At 43.2% G+C, this 26,614-nt stretch carries 23 protein-coding genes; 22 read left to right on the top strand and 1 reads right to left on the bottom strand.

Annotated features, from left to right (window positions below; translation table 11 throughout):
* Positions 1-10: 10 nt before the first annotated feature.
* The 13 genes from EHO57_RS03395 to EHO57_RS03455 all read left to right on the top strand — a co-directional run bounded on the left by EHO57_RS03395 (position 11) and on the right by EHO57_RS03455 (position 11,203).
* Positions 11-430, top strand: a complete 420-nt coding sequence (locus tag EHO57_RS03395; protein WP_135642911.1) for a phage structural protein — start codon at positions 11-13, stop codon at positions 428-430.
* An 88-nt stretch (positions 431-518) separates the two neighbouring features.
* On the top strand, positions 519-923 hold the full coding sequence (locus EHO57_RS03400; protein WP_135642912.1) for a hypothetical protein: 405 nt from the start codon (positions 519-521) through the stop codon (positions 921-923).
* A 178-nt stretch (positions 924-1,101) separates the two neighbouring features.
* Positions 1,102-2,739, top strand: a complete 1,638-nt coding sequence (locus tag EHO57_RS18880) for an LIC12611 family phage tail protein (protein ID WP_210410002.1) — start codon at positions 1,102-1,104, stop codon at positions 2,737-2,739.
* Position 2,740: 1 nt separating this feature from the next.
* Positions 2,741-3,304 (top strand): phage baseplate protein, encoded by a 564-nt coding sequence (locus EHO57_RS03410; protein WP_135642914.1) that lies wholly within the window; start codon positions 2,741-2,743, stop codon positions 3,302-3,304.
* Between the two features lie 8 nt (positions 3,305-3,312).
* A complete protein-coding gene (locus EHO57_RS03415) occupies positions 3,313-3,657 on the top strand; it encodes a phage baseplate plug family protein (protein WP_246050511.1) in 345 nt (114 codons plus the stop codon).
* Entirely contained in the window at positions 3,654-4,448 is a 795-nt protein-coding gene (locus tag EHO57_RS03420; protein ID WP_135642916.1) for a phage protein, read from the top strand. Before EHO57_RS03415 ends, EHO57_RS03420 begins: the two co-directional genes overlap by 4 nt.
* A complete protein-coding gene (locus tag EHO57_RS03425) occupies positions 4,445-5,101 on the top strand; it encodes a Gp138 family membrane-puncturing spike protein (RefSeq protein WP_135642918.1) in 657 nt (218 codons plus the stop codon). The genes EHO57_RS03420 and EHO57_RS03425 overlap by 4 nt, the downstream gene beginning before the upstream one ends.
* Entirely contained in the window at positions 5,101-5,493 is a 393-nt protein-coding gene (locus tag EHO57_RS03430) for a contractile injection system sheath initiator (protein ID WP_135642920.1), read from the top strand. Before EHO57_RS03425 ends, EHO57_RS03430 begins: the two co-directional genes overlap by 1 nt.
* The gene (locus EHO57_RS03435; protein ID WP_135642922.1) at positions 5,493-6,731 is read left to right on the top strand and encodes a baseplate J/gp47 family protein; all 1,239 of its coding nucleotides are present in this window, start codon (positions 5,493-5,495) and stop codon (positions 6,729-6,731) included. The genes EHO57_RS03430 and EHO57_RS03435 overlap by 1 nt, the downstream gene beginning before the upstream one ends.
* Positions 6,728-7,609 (top strand): hypothetical protein, encoded by an 882-nt coding sequence (locus EHO57_RS03440; RefSeq protein WP_135642924.1) that lies wholly within the window; start codon positions 6,728-6,730, stop codon positions 7,607-7,609. Before EHO57_RS03435 ends, EHO57_RS03440 begins: the two co-directional genes overlap by 4 nt.
* A 1-nt stretch (position 7,610) precedes the next feature.
* On the top strand, positions 7,611-8,843 hold the full coding sequence (locus tag EHO57_RS03445) for a beta propeller repeat protein (RefSeq protein WP_135642926.1): 1,233 nt from the start codon (positions 7,611-7,613) through the stop codon (positions 8,841-8,843).
* A gap of 20 nt (positions 8,844-8,863) precedes the next feature.
* A complete protein-coding gene (locus EHO57_RS03450; RefSeq protein ID WP_135642928.1) occupies positions 8,864-10,129 on the top strand; it encodes a hypothetical protein in 1,266 nt (421 codons plus the stop codon).
* 162 nt (positions 10,130-10,291) lie between these two features.
* A complete protein-coding gene (locus EHO57_RS03455) occupies positions 10,292-11,203 on the top strand; it encodes a histidine kinase N-terminal 7TM domain-containing protein (protein WP_167882236.1) in 912 nt (303 codons plus the stop codon).
* Positions 11,204-11,209: 6 nt separating this feature from the next.
* Here EHO57_RS03455 and EHO57_RS03460 read toward each other — a convergent pair whose 3' ends face one another.
* On the bottom strand, positions 11,210-11,731 hold the full coding sequence (locus EHO57_RS03460; RefSeq protein WP_135642932.1) for a hypothetical protein: 522 nt from the start codon (positions 11,729-11,731) through the stop codon (positions 11,210-11,212).
* A gap of 262 nt (positions 11,732-11,993) precedes the next feature.
* On the opposite strand from EHO57_RS03460, the gene EHO57_RS03465 reads away from it, so the two are divergent.
* The 9 genes from EHO57_RS03465 (at position 11,994) to EHO57_RS03505 (ending at position 26,487) form a co-directional block, all read left to right on the top strand.
* Positions 11,994-12,554, top strand: a complete 561-nt coding sequence (locus tag EHO57_RS03465) for a hypothetical protein (RefSeq protein WP_135642934.1) — start codon at positions 11,994-11,996, stop codon at positions 12,552-12,554.
* A 150-nt stretch (positions 12,555-12,704) separates the two neighbouring features.
* Positions 12,705-13,655 carry a c-type cytochrome gene (locus EHO57_RS03470; protein ID WP_135642936.1) on the top strand — a complete coding sequence of 317 codons (951 nt, stop codon included), beginning with the start codon at positions 12,705-12,707 and terminating at the stop codon, positions 13,653-13,655.
* Between the two features lie 235 nt (positions 13,656-13,890).
* Positions 13,891-16,419 (top strand): magnesium-translocating P-type ATPase, encoded by a 2,529-nt coding sequence (mgtA, locus tag EHO57_RS03475; protein WP_135642939.1) that lies wholly within the window; start codon positions 13,891-13,893, stop codon positions 16,417-16,419.
* 14 nt (positions 16,420-16,433) lie between these two features.
* Positions 16,434-16,979, top strand: a complete 546-nt coding sequence (locus EHO57_RS03480; RefSeq protein ID WP_135642941.1) for an ion transporter — start codon at positions 16,434-16,436, stop codon at positions 16,977-16,979.
* Between the two features lie 203 nt (positions 16,980-17,182).
* Positions 17,183-18,505, top strand: coding sequence for a glycosyltransferase family 4 protein (locus EHO57_RS03485; protein ID WP_135642943.1), 1,323 nt, complete (start codon positions 17,183-17,185; stop codon positions 18,503-18,505).
* Complete coding sequence (locus EHO57_RS03490) at positions 18,502-19,737, top strand: glycoside hydrolase family 57 protein (protein ID WP_135642945.1); 1,236 nt, start codon at positions 18,502-18,504, stop codon at positions 19,735-19,737. The genes EHO57_RS03485 and EHO57_RS03490 overlap by 4 nt, the downstream gene beginning before the upstream one ends.
* 9 nt (positions 19,738-19,746) lie before the next feature.
* Entirely contained in the window at positions 19,747-21,906 is a 2,160-nt protein-coding gene (gene glgX / locus EHO57_RS03495) for a glycogen debranching protein GlgX (protein ID WP_167882237.1), read from the top strand.
* 8 nt (positions 21,907-21,914) lie between these two features.
* A complete protein-coding gene (gene malQ / locus EHO57_RS03500; protein ID WP_135642949.1) occupies positions 21,915-24,017 on the top strand; it encodes a 4-alpha-glucanotransferase in 2,103 nt (700 codons plus the stop codon).
* On the top strand, positions 23,998-26,487 hold the full coding sequence (locus EHO57_RS03505) for a glycogen/starch/alpha-glucan phosphorylase (RefSeq protein ID WP_135642951.1): 2,490 nt from the start codon (positions 23,998-24,000) through the stop codon (positions 26,485-26,487). Before malQ ends, EHO57_RS03505 begins: the two co-directional genes overlap by 20 nt.
* Positions 26,488-26,614 lie beyond the last annotated feature (127 nt).

The following is a 26,614-nucleotide window of genomic DNA, read 5'->3' on the forward strand; positions in this document are numbered from 1 at the left end:
GAGTCTTTTTATGGCGAATAAATTTTTAGGTACTTATGACCCAAATAGTGTTACTCTTTCCGTTTCCGGAAGGCTCGTTTCTGGCTTCTTTGACGGGACTTTTATTTCCGTCAAACGGAGTAATAATGAAACCTACAAGACCCATGTAGGAGCTAAAGGTGAGATCTCTAGGACTAAGAATAACGACACTTCTGGTCAGATCACTTTCACATTGAAGGGAACTTCTCCAGATAATGCTTTCTTAGATCTGGTAAAGAATCTACCGAATACTTTTCCTGTTATGGTAAAGAATAATTCCGATGGCAAGTTTGTTGCGATCGCTAGCCAAGCCTGGGTTTCCGTGGATCCGGACAAGGAATTCGGAGTGGATGAGACTGGAGTGGAATGGGTTTTGACTTGTGCGGATCTAAACAAGTCCCATTTGGCATAAAATAAGTCTCGCCCTTAGGGCAGGTCCCGACTTCTTTCAGAGCCGGAAGTCACAAATATATTAAAATTTCAAAATGTAGGAATATTGCATGTCTGCTTATCAAGAAACGATCCAAGTCAATGGAAAGGAATACATTCTTCAACACCCAGGAACAAAGGAATGGATCAAACTAAAATCAAAAATGTTCCGGATTACGGACGGTAACATGGATCTATCGGTAATCCTGGAATACTGTTTCGACCACGTCGTCTTCCCGGGAAAAGGAGCAAATAAACTTTCCATCGATGGCCCTCTTGGTCCTGACGGAAGTCCTATTTCATTGCAACAAACTGAACTGAAGGCATGGATCCGTGAATTAGAGGAGGTCTGGGAAATTATTCTTCCCCGATTTCTTAGAGGGGAGCTTGAGCCCGGATTTTCCTGGCCAGAAAATGGATCAAAAAACGGTAAGGCACCTGTTGGCTATCAACCGGCTGGAGGAAACCAGGCTTAAGCAAGAGTTGGACGAGGAAGTTGCGATATGGAGACCCGTGGTCAATGGGATCCTTACATATTCGGAAGCTTGTAATCTGCATCCACGAGATTTGGCAAAAGCGAATATACTAGTGGATCGCATGATCAAAGAACAGAAGCAATCAAGCGCGCCCTTGCGTTCTAAGAGATAGGATAAGATGGACGAAGAATGGATCAAGGAAATGCAGAAGCTGGCAGCCCAGTTTAAGAAGCTGCAGGATTCTTTTGGCGATTCACTTACAAAAGCATTTAAATCTTCTTCTGCCCTTTTAAACGCTTGGGGAAAGAGCGCTATCAACTGGACGAAAAAGATCGGCTCCAGTTTGAGCGCTGCCTTTACTGCGAGTACGAAAGAGCTTTCTGCTTCCTTAAACCAAACTTTTTCGAAAATTGGGGGATTGGCGAAAGGGGCAAAGGCTGGTGCAACGGTTTCAAATTGGTTTGAATTTGCGAAAGTAGGGCAGGAACTAGATAAACAAAAAAGTCTTCTGAAGAATATGGTAGGAAAGGGAGGTTATGCGGGCCTTGCAGACGCAATCCAAAATGCAAAACTGCAATCTGAAGGCCTGGCTACAGAAACGGATCTTACACAGTCAGTCAGAGAGGCGATTGGTTACGGTCATTCGCTCGATTTCGTAAAAAGCTCTCTTTCCGGAGTCCAAAAACTCGCCGTTCTATCCGGTGGCACATTGCCTGAAGTTTTTAAGTCGGCACAAAGTTTCATAGAGAGTGGAGACACTTCTCTTCTTAAAGGGAATGCGGCACTTTCCAAATATTTGGAAGAAGCGAAAGCTATCGGTGATGGAAATGATGAGGCTTCTCAAGAAAAGCGTAGAGAATTACTGAATAAAGCTCTTACGAAGAATGCCGATCTGCAAAATCAATATAACGAATATTTGTTATCATATTCAGGAGCGCAAGAGCAACTAAGTAAGAGCCTTGATAATGTCGCGACATCTTTCTCGAAGCTGTTCATTCCGATTGTTACACCGCTTATCAAAGGATTTGCCTCACTTGCATCAGGTTTATCAGGCTTTTTGGATATGCTAACAAATACAGTCGAGATAGTGAGAGTGTTACAGTACGGGATCATATTTTTAGCTACTCGCTTTTTCGTCTGGGGAGCAGTGATTGCTGGGATTATTCTGATTTTAGTCGATCTCTATGCCTGGCTTTCCGGAGGGGAATCAGTGATCGGAAATTTCCTGAAATATTTCGATGAATTCAAACCTAGGATCATAAAGGCTGTTCAATCCGCAATAGATTGGGTCAGGAATGCATTTAATGGTCTGATAGATTTTGCCAAAGCATACGGTAAATACTTTATCATGGCCCTTTTTCCTATTTCCATCTTATATTACTATTTTGATCAGATCAAAGCGAGCGTAATGGATTTCGTAAATACGATTAGCGATCTACTATCCAATATCAAAGTCCCGGATTTCTTATTAAAACTAGGGAGCGTCTTCTCAAATATGATAGGCGGCGCAAACAAGAACGGCGAAGGGTTGATTGCTGGCGCTCGCGCTTCTGGTGGTCCTGTTTCTGCAGGCAATTCGTATCTTGTAGGTGAGAAAGGACCAGAATTATTTACGCCAGGAAGTTCAGGTAGAATTTCCCCTAATGGGGCATTGGGGGGCTCTTCCGTTATAGTCCAAAGCGTTGTAGGAACTCTTACCGTAAATGTAACTGGTTCCTCTGAAGTAGGCTCGGAGATCAAGGATGCAGTGATGCGAGCCTTGGATGAATTGTCCGAAGATATTTTACCAGCGAAATTGGGATTAGCGATCACCTAATATGTCCTTAGTTCAAAAAGTTACCAGTCTATTGGATGAAAAGAACCAGACATCCTTGAGTTCTAATTCTACGAGTATCGTATTTGATTCTACGATCAGTATTAGCAAGGATCGTGCTGCCAGTGTTTCCTCTCATGCAGTAGAGAAGGGAGCTCAAATCTCGGATCATATCACTACTGAACCCACGAATATCAGTGTGACTGCGGTCATTACCGACGCAGACTGGGATCCATTAGATCCCTTCTCTTTCCTGAACAAAACCGTAAGTGATCGTCTAGGCATTTTAAAGGACTGGATGGATGATCGAGAAGTTTTGATCTTTAATTCATACGAAGGAGATTACGAAAACTTAATTATAGAATCCTTAACTGAAGAGCAGTCTGTAGAGCTTGGAAAAGGAAGACAAATTAGCCTAAAACTGAAAGAGATTGTGATTGTGTCTTCTAATACCACAGCAACTCCTGTAGGCTCCGAAATCACCAAGGCTGGCGCAACTTCAACAGCTACCACTCAAATTTCTGGCAGCGCTGGCATAACGAAACCCATGAGTGCCGGAGTAGTATAGAGGGGAATATGATAGAATTAGAATATCTTCCCATTTCCGCTGACGAAGTTCCTATTGAGAAAGATTTCACGATAGGTGAAACGTATTCATTTCAATTTCTATATAATGAAAGAGCGGATTTTTATACCTGCAGGATTTTAAACGCGGATGATCAGATCTTATTTACTACTAAGATCTGTTACGCTCGGGAATTGGTGGATGCCGTAGTGAATGATCTTAAAATAAATCGGCTGATTATTCCCTTCAATCCCCAAGAGTTAGAGCAAGCTAGCGTTTTACAAGGACAAGTAGTGAATAAACTCTTATTTGGAAGTAAGATTCTTTTAATTCTGGGTAAAGAGGTGAATTTATGAGCCAACTCTTCAATCGAGTTGCCAAGGTGAGTATAGCGCAACGGGAGTTTTCCTATCCACCTTTTTCTATTGAATTCACTCAAGAACAGAAGATAGGTAACCTACAGTCAGCGACATTAAAACTCTATAATCCTTCTCCAGAAACAATCCAAGCCTTCGAACCTCAGAAAAAGGGTGCAGGTAAGGTCTTTCCTAAAGTCACTGTGAACGCAGGCTATAAGGAAGAGTCTGGAACAGTGATCCTTGGAGAGGCCATAGGATTTAAGGTTTCTTTAGACGGTGTGGATCGAGTTTTGGAAGTCAATATCTCCGATTCTGCGACTAAATGGGGAACCGCGATCATAAATAAGAGCTATAAGAAGATGAAGGCTTCCGCAGTAATCAAAGATGCCTGTAAGGCCGCTGGTATCACTACGGGAAGTGTAGAATTGGGAACAGATAAAACCTACGACTCGATTACCCTGGGTAAATTCGCAAGTTCTATCGGAAAGATCGCTTCCGATACAGAGTCCGAATATTATTTTGCAAACGGTCAACTTACCGTTCAGCCAAAGAATCCTAAGAAATCCAAGGCAATCGTTTTAAATTCTTCTTCTGGTCTTTTAGGAAAGCCCGAAAAAACCGCGAAAGGCTATAAGATCAAAACATTATTTTTATATAATTTACGGATCGGGATGATCGTTAAGATCGAATTCCAGGACATGAATATGACTGCAAAGATCGTAAAGGGAAAAAAAGATTTCTCCACATTCGGAGAAGCATCTTGTGAATTCGAGGTAATGCCAATATGAGCTTTGCAGAATTATTAGATCGTTATACTGACAAGAAAGGTAGAAGCATCCAGCTGGGAATGGTTTGTAAGATCGAATCCTTTGATGCGTCCTCTATGAGGGCGGACGTCCTTCCTATGGTCCGCGAAAAGAATGAATTGGATGATAGTTTCGATTATCCCGTCATTCCCGGGATCCCTGTCGAGTATGTGCAGATCGGGCAAGGTTGCTATATTAAACCTTTCTACCAAAGAGGAGATTTTGTTTGGGTAGGTTTTTCTACGTTCGATACTTCCAGCAGTTTGCAAGGATCGAAGCAAGAAGTTAAGCCGGATTCCAAGATATTCGGTTTAGAGAATGCATGCGTTTTAGGAGCAATTGCTAAGCAGGGTTGGGAAGAGCCGCAAAACCTGATCAAATTCGAAGACAATAAACTGACTTTGAAAGTGGGGAACACAGAACTTTCTCTTGGATCGGATGGAGTTAAGATCACCGGGAACTTATCTGTACCGAACGATGAGATATCCGGTCATGTTGTAAAAGAAAAAACAAGCGAATCGAGCACTGCGGTTTCGATCGGCGATATAAAAACGACATTTAATACTCATACACATCTGTCTTCTGCACCAGGCAGCTCAACAGGGACGCCGAACTCTCAAATCGGAACTCCATAATGAAAACTTTAAAAATACAAGGTAATGATCTCGCCTATGTAAAAAGCCAAGGCCCAGGAGATACGAATCCGAGTCGAGGTCGTCTAGTCATGTTAGAAGGGATAGATGCTCTTCAGCAGATCTTAGGAAACCGACTGAAAATGTTCTTGGGGGAATGGTATTTGGCCCCACAGGAAGGAGTGGATTGGCTGGGTCTTATAGATCAAAATTTCTTTTTTCGCCCAAGATTCTTAGCTGAAGTAAAGAAGGCTATATTAAAGGAGCCGAATGTAATTAAGATCTTATCCTTGGATGCAAACTTCGATCCGAAGACCAGAGCGGTTACAATCGTCTTTCAAGTAGAAAGTAGTTTCGGTACCTTGTCCGGTTCCGTTTCAAACGGAGCAAACTAATGGCATTTGGAGTAACCCCACAAGGATTTATACGAAAATCTTATTCCGATATCTTGCAGGCCCTAGAAGATCGAGCGAAGTTAGAAGAAAACTTCGGTCCCGAGATCGATCTTTCTCCGTACGGAGAGTTAGGGATTATCCTGCAAAACGTCGCCAAAGAATTCGACGAAGTTTGGCAAGGTTTAGAAGAAACGTATTATTCCAAATTTATTAATCAAGCGGAAGGGGTACAGCTAGATCGCGTAGTCGCACAAGGTGGACTTTCTAGAATTCCTGCGCAAAGGTCTGCGGTGGATATTCGAGTCACCGGAGAGACCAATACTGTGGTTCCGCAAGGTTTTCTCGTTCAAACTGCACAGGGTATCCAGTTCGGATTGAGTCGAGATACAACTCTTACGGTGAGCACGGGCCAATTACTTCCGTTTACCAGCATCAATTCCGGTTCGGAAACGGTAGTTCCCGCAGGAAGTATTACGGAGATCGTAGTTCCTTTAAGTGGCGTTGATTCCGTTTCTAATCCGTTTCCATCCATCGGAGGGGCTCCTGTCGAATCGGACGCGGAACTTCGGCAAAGATATAAGGATAGATCCACATTCGGCGGCTCTTCTGTACCTGCCATTCGAGAATCAATTCTTCAAGTGGAGTTTGTTTCCGCCGTTACCGTCTATGAGAATGTTACTAGTGCAGTGGATCCGGATGGAAGGCCGGCACATTCTATAGAGATCATCGTAGCCGGAACACCTTCTGGTTCGACCAGTCAGGATGAATATGATAGAAATATCGCGACAGCCATATTTAATTCAAAGCCTGCAGGAATACAAACGTATGCCGCAGAAGGTCCGAACAAGAAATCGAAAGATATATTAGATGCGAATGGTCAACCTCACACTATGCTTTGGTCCGTGCCAACTGCAGTAGAAATCTATATTAAGGTCCTGATCACAAAGAATACGGATTGGGTGACTACAAACGAGCAACTCATTCAGACAAGGGTGATCCAAGTGATCGGCGGTGTGGATACGATCGGCTCCGTGAGCACAGAATATCCTGGACTGGATGTCGGTGCGGATGTTTTCGGATGGCAAATCATTGCGAACTTCGACGGCATAAAAGGGATCGATGATGTTGTGATCAATTTAGGCATTGCTCCGAATCCGACTTCTACAGCAAAAGTCTCGATCAACGCGTCCGAGTTTGCGCAAACCTTCAATTCTTTGATCCAAGTAATTGCGACATGAGTGCTATCGATTTACTGCAGAAATTTCCTGAATCCATATTAAACCGTGATACAAATTCATGGCTCGGAAAATTATGGAAAGTCATCTCTGCAGAATTCGACGAGATCGAATTCCAACTTCAGGCTTTAAAGGATATCGAATATATCTATTTGGCCACCGGATTAAACTTGGATCGCATTGGAGAATTGGTGAACCAATCCAGAGCAAGTGGACAGACCGATGACACCTACAGACTCTTTATACTTGTTGCCATGGCGAAACGCCTCGCAAAAGGCACGGTCCCCGAGATTATAGAGATCGGAAACACGGTAGCAGGATTAGAAAATGGAGGGGTCTTCATTCCGGACTCGAATGTAGAATCCGAACCTGCTACATTCTCAATAGAGATCCAAGGAGATATTGATCATTTTAACGTCCCGGTTCTCTTAGCAAACGCAATCGATGCGATCCGACCTGCCGGGGTGTATGCGAAGATATTGCTTCGCTTTGTATTCACGGAAACAAGCGGAGAATTATTCACTACGCGGAGGCCCAATTTCGATGCAGGCGGAACCTTTGATGGGCTGACTTTATTAAATCCTCAGGCAAATTATGCAATCGATGAAGGTGCAATTGGAAACCAAGGTGCAATACATCCTCCTCCTACAAACGGACAACTATCTCACGAATTATTAAGAAAGCCAATTGAGATTACGAACCTACCAGACGGGACAAGGGAATATACATTCCATTTATTGTATAATGAATTGAACGGGGAACTCTTGAGTGAGATCCTATTTCTTTCTGGAACTCGGCCGATTTTTCGAGACCAATTCCCTGATAAACCGAAAGATTCTTCTATTGTATATGACTTTAAATTAAAAGAGACGGTGATCTAAAATGCCAAGTTTCAATCCGACGCCTGCGACTAGCTTTAGTAGGTCAACGCCGAATGATGGAAATCTATTTGGATCTGAGTTCCAGAGGCTCTATGACAACGATGTAATTTTAAAAGCAGATGCTGATACTCTTTCAGCGGGACTAACTTCTGATATAGCGAATTTACAATCCCAAATTGATCAGCAAACTACAAATATCGCAGGAATGGTTGTTAATTCGCCGACCTGGACAAGTCCTTCATCAACGAGCGCGCCTTCTACAATTTCAATAAACCCTAGAATACGCCGTATAATTCAAATATTCGGAGGTTGGCTCGCATCTGCTTGGACTGCAAGAGCTGGATCTGTTAGTTTAACTTTATCTAGCGTTTGTTGGTCTCCGGAATTAAATTTATTCGTAGCGACCGCTTCAACAACAGCTGCAAACAACATTTTGACTTCGCAAGATGGCATAAATTGGGTAGCAAGAGCAGGGTCTGCAAGTTTAGCTTTAACTAGCGTATGTTGGTCGTCTCAATTAAATATATTTGTCGCAGTATCCTCTACGGCGACAGCAAACAATGTTTTAATTTCTTCAGATGGTATGAATTGGGCACCAAGGGTAGGATCCGCAAGTTTAGCTTTAACTAGCGTATGTTGGTCATCTCAATTGAATCTATTTGTCGCAGTATCCTCTTCGGCGACAGCAAACAATATTTTAACTTCATCCGACGGGTCAAATTGGACACCGAGGACAGGTGCGAGCAATCAGACTCTTAATGGCGTTTGTTGGGCAGCTGAATTGAGTTTTTTTGTAGCTGTTGGACAAAGTGTTCTTATTTCATCGGATGGTACTAATTGGGCTGTCGTGAATGGCTGGAGTGCCAAAAGTGTATGCTGGTCCCCTCAACTTCACATGTTTATTGCGGTTGGAAATTCAGGTGTTCCAGGTCCCGTAAAGTATTCCACTGACGGATTTAACTGGACTTGGTGTCCGGGTCCAATATCGAATTCGGTTTGTTGGTCGCCTGAGTTAAATTTGTTTATTGCAGTTGTAAGTTCCGCTACTGCTAACAACGTTTACACATCTCCTGATGGGTATTACTGGACCCCCCGAGTTGGCTCCGCCAGTTTGAGTCTTTCCGGAGTCTGTTGGTCTCCCGAACTTGGAATGTTCGTTGCAATTGCTAACACTGCTATCGCAAATAATATTCTGACTTCTACTCCGTTAGGCAAAGGATATTATGCTTCATAATATTATAAAAGGTAACTAATATGCCCACTTTTAATCCTACACCACAAACAAGTTTTAATCGCTCCACTCCGACTGATGGAAATCTACTTGGAGGAGAATTTGGGCGCTTATATGATAATGATTTCGTATTGAAGTCTGATATAGATGCAATTTCCGCTATGCTAACTTCCGATATTTCTGGACTTCAATCTCAAATTGATCAACATACAATTGATATAGCAGGGAAAGTTTCAGACAACCCTAATTGGTCTAATCCATCTACTACTATAGCCCCATCGGTGAAAGCTGTCGATTTACGAATAAAGAAAGTAGCGGCCATGTTCGCCGGCTGGTATGCGTCTGCTTGGACGGCGAGAGCAGGGTCAGCAAGCTTGGGGCTCACAGATGTTTGCTGGTCTCCCGAGTTAAATTTATTTGTAGCTGTTTCAGTAACGGCTACTGCTAATAATATTCTCACTTCTTCTGACGGAATTAATTGGACGGCGCGGGCAGGATCAGCAAGCCTTTCATTGCGTTCCGTAGTGTGGGCTAAAGAGTTAGGAATTTTTGTAGTCGTAGCTTCAACTGCAACTGCGAACAATGTATTAACATCTACTGATGGGATAGTTTGGTCTCCACATGCGGGTTCTGCAAGCCTACTTCTTTACGGAGTTTGCTGGTCAGCTAAACTAGGCTTATTTGTTGCAGTTGCAAACAACAATGTGACCAATAATATTATCACCTCACCGGATGGAGTGAATTGGACTCCTCGAGTCGGATCATCAAGCGTGCTTTTCTCAGATGTTTGTTGGTCGGCAGAATTAGGATTATTTGTAGCCGTTTCTTTTCTCAATGGTCCGGATAATATTTTTACCTCGCCTGATGGAATAAATTGGAGTGCACGAGTAGGAGTAGCAGGTTTAGGGCTTCGTTCAATCACTTGGTCTCCAGAGTTAGGCTTATTCGTTGCAACAGGTAATAATGCGGTGGCCAATAATATTCTTACCTCACCGGACGGAGTCAATTGGACCCCGGAATCGGGATCATCAAGCCTTATCCCTTGGGGAGTTGTATGGTCTTCCCAATTAAACTTATTTGTTGCCACGTCGGTAACCACTACTGCTAATAATATTCTTACCTCGCCAGATGGAATAAATTGGGCCCCGCGAGCAGGATCTGCAAGCCTTGCTTTGAGTGGAATTTGTTGGTCCCCTGAACTTGGTATATTCGTTTCCGTTGCGAATACTCTTACCGCCAACAATATCCTAACCACAACACCCTTAGGCAAAGGCTACTGGCCGGGTTAAATTCGAATGCGGAATTGTGGGATACCCGAAAGCCCTAAGCAAGCCCCCACATCTACCATTTGGAATATAGTACCAGAAAAAATTTGCTATAGAATCCTTGCCAACTAGGAATAGGGCAGAAATCGTGATCCCATATAGATTTGCTGTGTTGGAGCCCCGACCTTGTCCCTTTTCGTTTTCCTGCTTTTGTTTAGCTCGGCTTTATTCTTTTATTACAGATCCGAGAGGAACAAGTTAGCTCTCGTTTTTGCTCTATTGACGATTACGATAGCTCTCTGGTGTCTTTTGGTATTCTTGGGGGGTCTGCCTCTCCCAAGGGGACTTCGAACCTTTATCCTGGACATCACCCTGATCCCGATCATTTTTCTCCCTTTATTCAATAATTATATTATTCGAAACTACACTCGACCTCATGATCTAATACCGGTCCCGATGGGCTTTATGATAGCGCATACCACTGCTATTGTTGCTTTTTCTGCTCTTTCCGTGATGGGTCTCGTTTCTCCGTACTATTTGGATGGGGACGTAGTCCGTTACAGAGGTGGTTTAACGTATATCCTCTTAATGCTGTATATCTACGTTTCTACCATCTGGGGTCTAGGAAGGGTAGTTTACAATATGGTTAAGGGAAGCTATTTCGTCCGTCTGCATTCCATTTATATTTTTACCGGGATCCTGCTTGCGAGTATCATTGCATTCACGTTTCTCATCGCGTTGCCATCGCAGGAGCCCAACTTAAGTCCCGTGGCCTCTTTTGGGATGCTTGCCTTCCTCTGGTTTAGCTGGGTTCCGGCTACGAAATATAGGCTGTTTAATGTGGCGCTCACCGATTTCGGACAGGATTTTCGAAATCCTAGGCTTTCTTCTATCATTGTCACGATCAATCGTTTCCTTTTGAACAAGATGGACCCGATCGCATATAAAGATATTTGCGATCAGTATGAAAAACTTAAAATGGAAGAGATAGAACGGATCCAGATGTCTGGTCTGTACAATATGATCCGAAAGACTGGAAATCCAGTAAAATACATAGTGAATACTTCGGAGAAGATCATTAAGACTCTGTTTCCTTAAGAGGATCTATTTCTTCTTTCGAATGACTTTTCTTTCTACCTTGAGTGCGGCGTCTAGAATATCCTCGTATCCTTCGCTCGGTAGATCCAGCATGACAGAGATCAAATTTCGGAATAGTCGATTCTTCTTCTCACTAAATAACTTAATACAAAATCTACTGACTAGATCCTGATCTATTTCTTCGAGGGTCTCACTCAGATTCATGATCCTTGCGAGTTGCGCGTTCTTTACTTCAGAGAGATTGGTGTTCGTTTTTACCCAGGCACCAAACTCCTTATTGAAGATCGGTAAAAGTTCGGCAAGCTCCGCCTTTTCCTGTCCTTTCCCAGTTCTAACAAATATTTTCGAGATCCCATACTGGAATAAGAGCTGGTTTAATACAGATTCTGGAGTCTCTACATTTCCGTTGATCCAACGATAAACGGTGGTTTCCGACCTTTGCAGGTAGTTAGAGACCTCCTTGACGTTAGACAGCAAATTAATTGCAAGTCCGAGTCTTTCGCCTTCCGCAATCAGATCTTTAGCCATATTTGTTTTCTCTTTTTTTCATAATCGGCAAAATGTAAAAAATACTTGCAAACTTGCATTTTGTTGGTTTGATTGGTTCCAACAATATCACAGTTATTTCTGGGTTCAAGAAGTAATTTTCGACGTTTTACGGATAATTTCGGTCGGATCCTTCTTTTTTCGGACCCCTGAAACTAGCTTGCCTATTGCATTTTCGATTTTTTTGACAGTTCTCTGTCCGACAAAAATCTCTATTTATGAAAGTAGTACGTTCTTAATTTCGATGGATCTCTTTAACTTTAAGACAGTCCGAACTCGCATCGAAGAAGGGGGATCTTCTTCTCGAAGTATTTTGTACTTCGTATATTTAAAGAATCTTTCTTTCCTTGTCTTCGGCTTTTACGGACTTTCCTTGCTAGGAGCGGAGAATCCGGAACAAGTTGCTATCCAGCAAAGATTCTCTCTTTTGTCTAAGGTCGCGGTCAGATCCACGAATACAGATCCTTCTTCCTTAAATATTCGATTTTTATGGAATACTCGGTCTCCAATTCTCCGACTTGTTCTTGAAGGCAGATCCTTAATATCTTTTGCGAAGCTCTCCGTGTTAGGATCTTCGTATGATACTCCTGAGGAAAAGAATTGCTTTTCTCAACAAACCTTCATCAAAACGAAGCATGGGTATACTTCCGTAGAGAATCTAAAAGTAGGGGACTTTGTTTTGGCAGGAAGCGACGGTTCGGGTGCTTTGGCTTACAAAGCAGTTACGGAAACATTCATCCAGGATGTTCAATCCATTCATTGTAAGATCCGGACCCAGGCTGTGAGGAAATGTTCCGACCTATAAAGAGTTTGTCGATGTTCCGGGTGCATGGATTGCTTCTACAATAAGGGAGCGTGCACAGATTCAGAACTAAATCCGACGATTTGTCAAAAAGTTATCGCGCAAGATCGGCATCTATTTAAAAAGTTCCTAGCATAAAGCCAGAGGAACTGAATGAAGAAACTATTGAAGATAGTCGGAGCGATCCTGATCCTTTTTCCCATCGTATTGATCGGATTCTTATATCTTGCCTTTCCGAAGATAAACCCACCGGAAGAGATCCAAGCTAGACAAGATCGTGAGAATATTGAAAGGGGAAGATATCTTGCCAATCATGTCTCCGCTTGCATCGATTGCCACTCCACAAGGGACTGGAAAAGATTCTCGGGGCCTTTACTTCCGGAATCCATTGGAGAAGGCGGTGAGATCTTCGATCAAAAGATCGGGTTTCCTGGTTCTTTCGTTGCACCAAATATCACTCCTGCTTCCCTCGGGACTTGGACGGACGGAGAAATCCTTCGTGCGATCTCGAGCGGGATTAGCAAGAACGGTCGCCCTCTATTTCCTGTCATGCCTCATCCTGCATATGGCAAAATGTCTAAGGACGACCTACTTTCCATCATCGCATATTTAAGGAATATTGCTCCGATCCAAAAGGAGAATGAGGTTTCTAAACCTGAATTTCCCTTTTCTCTCATCTTAAGGACGATCCCGCAACCTGCGGAGTTTTCTTCCTCGCCTAAGAAAGAGGATAAAATCGCTTACGGCAAATATTTGTTCAACGCGGCAGCTTGTTCCGAATGTCATACGAAAAAAGACAAAGGAAAACCGGTAGAAGGGATGGATCTGGCCGGTGGATTTGAATTTCCTTTGCCAAACGGTACTAAGATCGTTTCTTCCAATATTACTCCTGACAAGGAAACGGGTATCGGTCATTGGTCTGAAGAAAAATTTGTAGAACGGTTTAAAAGTATGGAGCCTCCTCGTTACCAACCTCATTTGGTAAAGGACGGTGAGCGTCAGACCATCATGCCTTGGACCATGTATGCAGGGATGACCAAGGACGACTTGGCTGCGATCTTTGCCTATTTGCAGACTGTGAAACCTATTTCGAATAAAATTTAAACCCGATTCTGCCGTTTCCTGTTCGCATCAAACGGCAGAAGTTTTTACGGCTCTTTTTGAAAGCCGCTCGATCGAGCGGTTCCTTTCTCTCTTTTGTTTGTCTGATAGGATCGATGATATCGCTCATCTCCCTTTTTCCCGGTTTTCCCTTTTTTCGCTTTTCTGAAAATGGTAGAGTGTAGATCTAGAAGCTTTACTATCTCATTATCTTTTTGTGAACCTTCCAATCATACGTATGAATGAAACAAACACACTCTCCTCATTTTGGTCTCTTTCTCCCGATCATTGTCTACAGGAACTAAACTCTTCATCCAAAGGCTTAACGAGCGAGGAAGTGGAGGAGCGGGTCGGAATATACGGGGAGAACCGCTTAACTGCCAAGAAGAGGACCTCGGCTCTCGGTCTATTATTCAACCAGTTCAAGAGTCCGATCATCCTTCTTCTTTTTATGGCTGCGGGACTTTCCATTATCGTTCAGGACGCAGCGGACGCGATCATCATTCTTGGGATCGTTTTAGCCAGCGGACTCTTGGGCTTTTGGCAAGAATACGGAGCCATGAATGCAGTGGAGAAGCTTTTGGCAATGGTGCAGATCACCGTTTCCGTGTATAGGGACGGTGCCTCTGTAGAATTGCCGTTAGATCAGATCGTTCCTGGCGATATTTTGGATTTAAATGCCGGGAATATCATTCCAGCAGACAGCCTTCTCATCGAATCCAAGGATCTATTCGTGAATGAGGCAACTCTCACCGGGGAAACTTTCCCTGTGGAGAAATCACTTAGCGACCTAAAAGCAGACACACCCCTTGCAAAGAGGATCAATTCCCTTTGGATGGGAACTCATATCATTAGCGGCCAAGCAAAGGCAGTCGTTGTAAAGACAGGCAAGGATACCGAGTTCGGAAGTATTTCGGAAAGATTAAAGCTCCGTCCGCCCGAGAATGAATTCGAAGTGGGAGTAAAGAAATTCGGATATTTCCTTCTCCATATCACTTTGCTTTTGGTACTCGGAATCTTTGTGATCAATGTTCTTTTGGAACGTCCTGTCTTAGAGGCGTTCTTGTTCTCTCTCGCGCTTTCTGTAGGATTGACTCCTCAGCTTCTGCCTGCGATCATCAGCATTAATCTTTCTCATGGCGCAAAGAAAATGGCGGAGAAGAAAGTCATAGTGAAACGACTTTCGGCCATCGAGAATTTTGGGAATATGAATGTGATCTGTTCCGATAAGACCGGAACTCTCACAGAAGGCACGGTCCAATTCCATTCTTCTTTGGATCCGAACGGAAATCAAAGCGAAGAAGTTTCTCTGCATGCTTTTATCAATGCTTCCTTTGAGACAGGCTTTATCAATTCCATTGACGAGGCGATCCGAAAGGACTTGCAATTCGATCTCTCAAAATATACGAAGACAGACGAGATCCCATATGATTTCATTCGGAAAAGACTGAGCATATTGGTATCTCATGACAATTCTTCCATTCTGATCACGAAGGGTGCTCTTTCTAATATTCTAGACGTTTGCAAATTTGCAAGAGAAGGAGCAAATTCCCAAATACCAATAAACACGATCCAAGATAAGATCCAGAAACAATACGAAGATTTAAGTGCCCAGGGACTTCGTATCTTAGGAATTGCAAGTAAGGATATGGGAACTTTCTCTCGAGTTTCCAAATCGGACGAGGAAGGGATGGTCTTTTTAGGTCTATTAGTTTTTCATGATCCTCCTAAACCCATGGTGCACGAGACAATCACTACCTTGAACCAGTTAGGGGTTTCTCTGAAAGTAATTACAGGCGACAACCGACACGTAGCTCGTTCTCTTTGCTCACAGATCGGATTGCAAAATACAAAGGTATTGTACGGAGAAGAATTGAATCAAGTCAGCGATGAGGCCTTGATCCATTTAGTAGGAGATGTGAATATCTTTGCGGAAATCGAACCGAATTGCAAAGAAAGGATCATCATCGCACTTAAGAAGGCTGGGAACGTCGTAGGTTATATCGGAGACGGGATCAATGATGTATCCGCTCTGCATTCTGCGGATGTAGGAATATCCGTTGAGACAGCGGTAGATGTCGCTAAGAACGCGGCGGATATTGTTCTATTGGAAAAAGACCTGGAAGTCTTGGTGGAAGGAGTAAGACAAGGGCGCGTAACGTTTGCGAACACCCTAAAATATGTGTTCATGGCAACTAGCGCGAATTTTGGGAATATGTTCAGTATGGCAGGGGCTTCCTTATTTCTTCCATTCTTGCCGTTATTGCCTAAGCAGATCCTGCTTACTAATTTTCTGACCGATTTTCCGGAAATGACGATAGCCACAGACGAGGTGGACGCGGAGATGATCTCTTCTCCAAAACGTTGGGATATTTCGGTGATCCGAAAATTCATGCTGGTTTTCGGGTTGGTGAGTTCCTTCTTCGATTATTTGACGTTTGGTGTCTTACAATGGATCCTAAAAGTAGATCCGGAGCAATTCAGGAGCGGTTGGTTCATTGAATCTGTGGTTTCCGCTTCTCTTATCGTGTTAGTGATACGAACTAGAGATCTATTCTTCCGAAGTAGGCCAGGAAGACCTCTTTTTATTGCGACACTACTCGTGATCCTTGCCACAATCCTATTCCCGTATACTCCGATTGCAAAAGCGTTCGAGCTAGTTCCTTTACCTTTAGAATTCTTGGGGATCCTATTCGTGATCGTACTTCTATACGTAAGTATGGCGGAAGTAGCAAAGAAATTCTTTTATAAAAGAGTGAAGATCTAGCGAGAAGGATCGGGATGACAATAGATAAATTCATCATTAAGAATATCGTTAAAAGCCTAATCGAATACAGCGTACTTATCGCTTTCGGCCTTTTGGTGATCTATTTGGACGAAATAGAATTTTCGGGAGTGAATATCACCTATCTCATTATCTTTCTAACTAGTATGAAATCGGTGTACTTCTTTATTAAAGGATTCAAGAAAATCTCAGAATTCTCGGATCTTGAGGTCAGATATTACGAATTTCTAGTATTTATTGCCGTAAACATCAGTATGATCATAGTTTCTTTCGGAATCGATTATTTTTGCCTGTTTCGGATCGATCCTAACTCCTTTTCTGGACTGCCTGTAGGTGCAACGAACGTAGGTCTTTCTTTTAAGTTCTTCTATTTCAGTCTAATGATCTTCACAAATATTGGGATCATTAAGATCATTCCGGAAACTACGGAATCGGAGATCCTAGTCATTTTAGAAGCAATCGTATCATTTATTACGATTATCTTCGTTTTATCTGATTTTTTAAGCTTAAAGGAATCTTTAAGTAGAAAAACCCCTTCTTAACCTGCTCTTCCGCCCCAGTTATACCAGTGCGGAAGGCCAGATGCATTGATAAAAGTCAAAGCATACTAATAAGTTCGCGCCATCCCCTGCGAATTCACTGTTCTCCCTAGCATTTTGCCGTTAGGCTATTCTCGCATTGACTGCCCCTTGCATAAGTGTGCTTCATAACGTATAATCGACAAATAAGAGAATAGAAATACGTCATGCGAAAGGGAAAGATATTCATGATCGGATGGGAATATCCCCCCAATATAACGGGAGGACTTGCGGTAGCTTGTAAAGAGATCGCAAGGAATCTCGCATTGGAAGGATATGAGATCGATTTTCTTCTACCAAGACTTACCGGAAATGAGGAACAAATAGAAGGCGTTCATCTTTTAGATATTTCTTCCGGCTGGGAAGAGCTTTCCGAATCGGATCGGGAATCTCTAGCTTCTTCCAGACAATGGATTGAGGTATCGGAAAGACTTCAATTCTCCCCATATTTTACCTGGAAAGAAAGTGCCTCTATCAATCACCTTGACGAGGATAAGATGCCTGCCCCCGGTTTCGTGGCAGTAAAGGAGAAAGAAAGAAAAACATTCCTTCTTCCCGAGATCCAAGGCGGGTATGGCAAAGACCTACTTCGTGATATTCACTGGTTCGCACAATTCTCCGCGATCCTTGCTCGAAAATCCAAGCCGGATCTGATACATGCTCATGATTGGATGACCTTTCCGGCAGGGATCGCAGCCAAGGAAAGCACCGGAGCTCCACTCATTGTACATGTCCACGCTACGGAGTTTGATCGTTGTGGCGGATCGGGGAATAGCGAAATACGCAATATCGAGGAGAAGGGATGCAGGCTCGCCGATATCGTTATTTCCGTCAGTGAGTATACGAAAGGAATACTCATAGACCAATACGGGATTTCGGAAAGTAAGATCAGGGTTGCGCATAACGGAGTAAATCTAGAAGAAGCCTCCCTTACTGATTCTGTCGAGAAACCATTCTTCGAGAACCCAATCGTATTGTTCCTGGGAAGAATGACCCATCAAAAAGGTCCGGATTATTTCGTAAAGGCCGCAAGAAAGATCGCGAACGAAATACCTGAAGTGAAGTTCGTAATGGCGGGAAGCGGGGACCTACACAACAGAATGGTCGAGCTCGCCGCCGATCTAGGTTTAGGTGCTCATTTTCATTATACAGGTTTTCTGGATTCGGAAAAGGCTCATGCCTTATACGACATGTCTTCCGTATTTATCATGCCTTCTGTGTCGGAGCCTTTCGGCCTTACCGCGTTAGAAGCGATGTCTCACAATAAGGCTGTTATTCTTTCTAAACAATCAGGAGTCAGCGAAGTCGTGGACCAATGTATCAAAGTAGATTTTTGGGACATCGATCGTCTTGCTGAAGAGACCGTTTGCATCTTAAAATACGGTCCATTACGTGAGGAGATAGGAAGAAGGGCAAGGTCCGACGTGAATAAGCTTACTTGGTCGGCAACTGCCAAAAAGATCACACAAGTATATAGGAGTATTTTATGATTTCCGTATGTTTTTACTTCGAAGTCCATCAACCATACCGACTGGATCGATTTAATTTCTTTAAGATAGGCAGGAATCTGCCGTACTTCGACGACAAAAAGAACGAAGAGATCCTGAGAAAGGTGGCTCATAAATGCTATCTTCCGACGACGAAGGCCCTTCTAGAATTGGTCAGAGATCATAAGGAGGAGTTCAAATTTACTTTTTCCCTTACAGGTACGGTAATCGAACAACTGAAGAAATGGAGTCCCGAGGTGATGGATCACTTCAAGGAATTAGCCGATACCGGTTGCGTTGAGTTCCTTTCAGAAACATACTATCACTCATTATCCAGTCTTTATTCAGATCGTGAATTTTCCAGACAAGTAGGAAAGCATAAAGGATTGATCCAAAGCGAATTTGGAGTCACTCCGAAAGCATTTCGAAATACAGAGTTAATCTATTCTAATGATATCGCTCATAAGGTCAGGAAGATGGGATATTCCACAATGCTGTCCGAAGGAGTAGATCGGATCCTGAATTGGAGAAGTCCGAATTTTCTCTATCATTCCTCCAACGAGCCTGAATTGAATCTAATGCTCAAGAATTATCGATTGAGCGATGATATCGCGTTCCGGTTTTCCGAGAGATCTTGGGCGGACTTTCCTTTGAGTGCGGAGAAGTTCTCAAAATGGGTACATTCCGTTGCAGGAAACGGACAATGCATTAACTTATTCATGGATTTCGAGACCTTCGGAGAGCACCAGTGGAAAGAATCAGGTATATTCGAATTCCTTCGTTATACTCCGAAAGAGATCCTAAAACATCCCGACTTTAAATTTAGAACCGTTTCCGAAGCCGCAGAAAGATATCCAAGCGTAGGTGAGTTTGATGCCCCAGAGGCAGTTTCTTGGGCAGATGCAGAAAGAGATCTAACTGCATGGAGAGGAAATTCCATGCAAAGACAGGCATTGGAATCCCTATATGAATTAGAGGATAAGATCTATTCCTTAGGAGACGAGAAGATCCTAGACACATTCGGAAAGTTGCAGACCTCGGATCATTTCTATTATATGTGCACGAAGTTCTTCAACGACGGAGACGTACACAAATATTTCAGTCCGTACGGATCCCCTTATGAGGCCTATATCTATTTCATGAATATATTACAAGACTTTAAACAATCATTAGGACGTCCGAATATCTCCTATGCGGAATCGAAACAGATCTCCGTTGGGGATTTCGTTCTTTAAGGAATGGGAATGGATCCGCAGACGCCGTTACCCTCCCATTTGCGGATGTCCTTGGAGACAGGAAGTCCAGAACCTTTAGGAGCAAGTTGGGACGGGAATGGAGTGAATTTTTCGATCGATTCGCCTAACGCAACTAAGGTTGAAATATGCCTTTTTGAGGAAGCCGATTCGAAGGAAGAGACGGAAAGATTTACCTTAGAAGCGAAGACTGGAAGCGTGTGGCATGGTTATCTAAGAGGATTAGGCCCCGGATCCATCTACGGATATAGGGTTTATGGTCCGTACGATCCAAAGAATGGTCATAGATTTAATCCGAACAAGATCGTATTGGATCCGTATGCGCGAGAGATCGCAAGGCTTCCGCAAATCGATACATTATCATATTCTTATCCGAGAGACGATATAAAATCTAAATTTCCGGAAGAGGCCATCTTGCAGATGGATGAAAGGGATAATTCTTCTGTAGCACCTCTTGCTAGGATACCTACAGGTTTAAGCTTTGAATGGATAGGGGATACTCGTCCCAAGATCCCCTGGGAAGAAACCGTTCTATATGAAGCACATGTAAAGGGAATGACGATACACCATCCTAAGGTTCCAGCCGAGCTCAGGGGAACCTTTTTAGGTCTCTCCTGCGAACCGGTATTGGAACATATCCAAAAATTGGGCGTTACTACTGTGGAACTTCTTCCTATTTTCCAATCGTTTCCTTCTGCGAGATTGTTCTCAGCCGGATTAACCGATTTCTGGGGGTACAATACCTTGTCTTTCTTCTCCCCGGATCTTCGTTTCGCTAGAAAGGGAAAGGAGAAGGAAGCGCTTGATGATTTCAAAAGGATGGTACAGTCCTTTCACTCGGCCGGATTGGAGATCCTATTGGATGTAGTTTACAATCATTCTTGTGAAGAGGATCTTTATGGCCCGAACCTGACTCTTAGAGGAGTGGATAATGCTTCCTATTATCTATTAAAGAGCAACGACCTGATGCATTATGTAAATTCATCAGGTTGTGGAAATACATTAAATATTCATAATGATATCACCAAGAATCTGATCGTTGATTCTCTTAGATATTGGGCGCAAGAGACGCATATAGACGGATTTCGTTTCGATCTAGCGGCTAGCTTACTCGGAAGTGAGGAAGACAAAAGAGAAGGAAAGGATCTGATCACAATTCTTCGCAAGGATCCGGTCTTATCGGATCTAAAATTGATCGCTGAACCTTGGGACATAGAAAGATATGAAAAAGGCAGTTTTCCTTCTCCTTGGAGGGAATGGGACGATCGCTTTCGGGATTCCGAAAGAAGGTTCTGGATGGGAACTTCCGGAGAAACCAACTTCCTTACGGAATTCCTTTCGTTCGATGCGAGATCCACACTAGGGAAAAGCCCGGAAAGAAATATCCAATACGTTACCTGTCATGACGGGTTTACTTTAGAAGATCTTGTATCCTATAATTCCAAACATAATGAAGCGAACCTAGAGAATAATAAGGATGGGAATGATCGAAATTATTCCTGGAATTGCGGAGAAGAAGGCAAGTCGTTCAATATCGAGGTCTTGCGTTTGAGAGAGAAGCAAAAAAGGAATTTGATCGTTTCATTGGCATTGGCAAACGGTATCCCTATGCTCCTCTCCGGAGATGAATTTTCTAGGACTCAAAACGGGAATAATAACGCCTATTGTCAGGACAACGAATCGAATTATCTATCTTGGGATCCTTCTTCCCATGAAAGACATTTCTTTTCCTTTCTGACCTTCCTATTGAATTATAGGAGAACCAATCCTACTCTCAGAACGGCGAGAAAGGTATTCGGACAAAAAGAGGAAATCGATCTTACTGAAAAATGGTTTGATGTAAACGGAAACGAGATCCATCCAAACCTATTAGAAGGACTTCCATTCCGATTCTTCTCTCGTTTCTTGGAAATAAAGAGCGAGAAGGAAGAGGCATATCGTAACGGGATCCTAGTACTGATCAATCGGGAAGACGAACCTTTCACTTACTCGATCCCGACATATTTCCAAAATCACAGCTTCAAGAAAATACTAGATACTTCGGAAGAGATCCCTTTCGTTCCTTCTAATTGTTATTCTATGGTTCACTATCCAATGCAAGCGAGGTCCGTCTGCATTTTGGAAACCCACTTGAGAGCACAAGAAGGTTAAGGAAATACATGACCCAAGAGGAAGAAGAGATCTGTCTCGCCTTAGGGATACTGCCTAAATACTACGACTTGGATGGAAATCTACATTCTATCCGACCAGAGAATATTAGATCATTCCTATTGGCAATGGGTTGCCCCGAAGAGGATGCGAACAATCCGAGGCGCGCACTAGCCGGGATCAATAGAGCGAATTCCTCTAGATCTCTCGAGCCCGTTTATTTCATCGAACTATCTTCTCCAGAAAAGAAGATCTCGATCCGATGGCCCTTTGCTGAATTCCCAGAAGATACGTTTCTGAGAGTAGATTGGGAGTCCGGGAGATCCTCAGAGATACGTCTTTGCGAAGTCCCGATCGAAAGAATGAAAGATGACACAAAACACTTCTCTTATCTGGTCTCCCTAGATGGACATCTTGAGTTGGGATATCATCGTCTTACGCTTCATAATGTTCTCGGATCTATGTCTGGAAACAATTCTACACTGATCGTTCATCCTAGTGAATGCTATCTTCCTCCTGATCGTAGAAAGAAGAAAGGGATTAGCATTCAATTGTATTCTCTTCGTTCCGAACAGAACGATGGGATCGGCGATTTCAATGACTTGCTAAACGTTTTGGAGAATTGTGCGGAGAACGGATATGAATGCATAGGTATAAATCCGATCCACTTTCCGTATCCTTCTGCTTCCTCCGATTTTAGTCCGTATTTTGCGTGGAGCCGTTCCTTCCGCAGTTATCTGTATATCCATATTCCCTGGGTGCTAGAGGAATTCGGATTAACTAAGACGTCAGAGTGGTATCATAAGGAGAGAAAGAAGAAGATCCAAAAGGAAGCAAAGAACAAATACATCGACTATTTAGCGGTTCATGATTTCAAATTGAGATCCCTAGCGATCGCGTACTCCGAATTCGTTTCCGAGTATGCGCAACTATCCAGAGAAATGGACATCAATTTCTTTTCTTTTATATCGGATAAAGGAGAAGAATTACTTTATCACGCAAGCGCTGCGGAAAAGAAACTTTCCGAATCGGTATTTTCCCATTCGGGCCTTTTCTTCCCTTGGAAGTTCTCTGAGGATACATTCCACTTTTATAAAGAACGGGGAAAATACTTCATTATATTCCTCGTATGGCTAGCGGAAAGACAATACGAAAGGACGCTCGCAGAATTCCGAAAACGCGGGATCCGATTAATGGGAGATCTCGCTGTCGGATCCGACCCACATGGCTCGGAATCGCAATATTATTTCGATGTTTTTGGAATAGACGCGTATATGGGAGCGCCACCGGATCGATTCTCTCCTTTAGGGCAGAACTGGGGAGTCTATCCTACTGTTCCTAGGCAAATGCGAGAAACTGGTTACCGTCACTTCATCTCACTTCTCCAAACCAATATGATCGAAGACGGGATGCTTCGGATCGACCATGCGGTCGGATTGCATCGAGTCTATTGGATCCCTCAGGATTCCAGTTCAGGAGCGTATATCCTATATCCCTTTTTGGAATTGAGTAAGATTATAGCCTTGGAGAGCCATCGCAAACGATGCGTCGTCGTCGCAGAAGATTTAGGCAATGTTCCCGAGATGTTCCGCAGGAACTTGATGAGCCTGGGCATGTATTCCTCTCGTGTTTTCTATTTTGAGAAAACAGAATCCGGAAAGTTTTCCCCACCTGAAGAATATCCTAAGCTTTCCGTATCTGTGCATAATACCCACGATCTTCCTACGTTGAGAGGATTTTGGACCGGTTTCGATATAGACTTCCGAAAACGTACCTCCATCTGGGACGAAGCGACTTCTAACGTATACTTTCAGATCCGCGATCGGGAAAAAAAGGGGATCTGCGACATGCTGCAAGAAGAAGGATTCTTGGACCACTGTCCGGAACACTATTCCTCGGAAGTTCGAGATGCCTTATTCAGATATTTGTATATGAGCGGATCCGAATTCACTTTCTTTTCCCTAAACGATATCCTTATGGAAGAGGATCAGACCAACTTTCCAGGGACCACGGATCAGTATCCGAATTGGTCTATCCGTTATTCGAAATCCGTTCATGAGATCGATCTATCCGCTTATTATGGGGGAGTGAAAAATGAGTCAAAACAAACATAAGAAGATATTAGATCTATTCGATATCGATCTAAAGATCGAAACGGACTCGCTTAGCTCGAGCATAGTGAAGAAGCTAGAATACGAGCTCGGAAAATATAAGACGGACACTCACACTTCCGATATTTATAAGGCATTGGCATTGTCCGTTCGAGACTTACTCATTAGTCATTGGAACGATATACAGGAGCAATATAGAAAGCACAAAGTCAGAAAAGTATACTACCTTTCTATCGAATACCTTCTAGGTACATTATTAAAAACGAATTTAATCAATCTAGGGATCTATGAGATAGCGGAGAAAGCAGTCTCCAATCTTGGCTACGACCTGAAGGAGCTGATCGAATGCGAACCGGATGCTGCATTGGGAAATGGAGGATTAGGAAGGCTTGCCGCTTGTTTTCTGGATTCCTTGGCAACCTTAGATCTTCCCGCTCAGGCGGCTGGGATCCGTTATGAGTATGGGATCTTTCGTCAGGAAATTCGGAACGGCTTCCAAAGAGAATATCCGGAGAACTGGTTAAACCAAGATAACCCTTGGGAAATCCCTAGAACGGATCATATCTATCCGATTCAATTCTCCGGGTCCCTGAAGACGGATGTGGATCATAAAGGGCAGAATTTTGTAATTTGGGAGCCTAGAGAGATAGTACTCGCGGAAGCGTATGACGTGTTCATTCCAGGCTACCAAACAAAGACAGTCACGAATCTTCGGTTATGGAAGGCAAAATCGAGTAGAGAGTTCAACTTGGACTACTTCAATCACGGGGACTATTTGCGAGCCATTGAAGATAAACAGAAATCCGAGAATATCTCCAAGGTATTGTATCCGAACGATAGCATTGAACAAGGAAGGGAACTTCGCTTAAAGCAGGAATATTTTCTAGTATGCGCCACATTGCAGGATGCGCTCTCCCAGTTCATAATGGAGGAAGGGGAAAAATGGGAACAACTGCCGAATCGATTGGTGTTTCATCTAAACGATACTCATCCGACATTAGCCATTCCTGAATTCATGCGCCTACTGATCGACCGACATAGAGTCGCTTGGGATCTGGCCTGGAAATATACAACGGAATGCTTTGCTTATACAAATCATACCATTATGCCGGAAGCTCTCGAAAGTTGGTCTGTAGATCTTTTGGAGTCCATTCTTCCGAGGCATTTGCAATTGATCTATGAGATCAACTTTAAGTTCTTAGAGGATCTGAGAAAAGAAGGTGTCTCGGACGATATCATTCAAAAAGTCTCTATCGTTGAAGAAGGCAGCCCTAAGAGGATCCGGATGTTCAATTTGGCCTTGGTTGCTTCTTCTTCTGTGAATGGGGTCGCAAATCTTCATACGGAAATCTTGAAAAAACAGTTATTCCGTGAATACTCCTCTTTATATCCGCATAAATTCATCAACGTAACGAATGGAGTGGCTCACAGAAGATGGCTGCTGTCTGCTAACCCGGCGCTTTCGGATCTGATCACCGCTAGGATAGGCGACGGATGGAAAAGAGATCTTACCCAAATCTCCCTCTTAGAGGAATTTGCTACAGATAAGGATTTCTGTGCGCAGTGGGCCAGGATCAAGGAAACTAACAAACAAAAATTAGCCGATCTGACATATAAGCTTGTCGGGATCAAGATCGATCCGAATTCACTATTCGATGTGCAGATAAAAAGGATCCACGAGTACAAGCGACAATTTCTGAATGTGCTCCGGCTCGTTCATGATTGTCAAAGATTGAGGGAATTTCCTTCGCTTTCCTATGCTCCTAGGACCGTCTTCTTTGCAGGGAAGGCCGCGCCTGGTTATAGAAGGGCAAAGCTCATCATTAAACTGATCCATGCCGTGGGGAATGTGATCAATAACGATCCTGAAGTAAACCAAAGATTGAAAGTCGTCTTTCTGCCTAACTACAATGTAAGTTTAGCCGAAAAAATATTTCCGGCAAGCGATCTTTCCGAACAGATCTCTGCCCCCGGCACAGAGGCATCCGGAACAGGAAATATGAAATTTATGCTGAACGGGAGTTTAACTGTCTGTACGATGGACGGTGCCAATGTAGAGATAATTGGGAATGTGGGAAGAGAGAATATCTACGTATTCGGGAATTCAGTAGATGAATTAAAACAACTTAGGGACTCCGGATACGATCCGAAAGAGATGGTCCGTGAAGACGAGAGTCTGCGAAACGCGGTCAACGCGATCAGAAAGGGTTTCTTTTCCAAAGAAGCCACGAGTTTATTCGAGGATCTTTGCAAGGGGCTGTTAGAAGAAGGCGACCCATACTATCTTCTGGCAGATTTCAAACCGTACATTTCAGTCCAAAATCAGATCTCTTCGGATTATTTTTTCAAAGAAACTTGGTGCCAAAAGACAGTGATCAATGCGGCTCGGGCTGGTAGCTTTTCTACCGATCGAGTAGTTTCCGAATATGCGAGAAAGATCTGGAACCTTCGGGAATTCTACCCGATCCCATAGCAAATCCTCGAAAGTTTTTCCCTTCTCTTCCGCCGAATATCCTAGGATTCTTCCTTTCCTCCTCTCGAGGATTGACTTTCATTCGAAAATAGGATATTCATCATCTATTCACAATACGATTGAGACG

The sequence above is a fragment of the Leptospira langatensis genome (assembly GCF_004770615.1).
Lineage (GTDB): Bacteria > Spirochaetota > Leptospiria > Leptospirales > Leptospiraceae > Leptospira_B > Leptospira_B langatensis.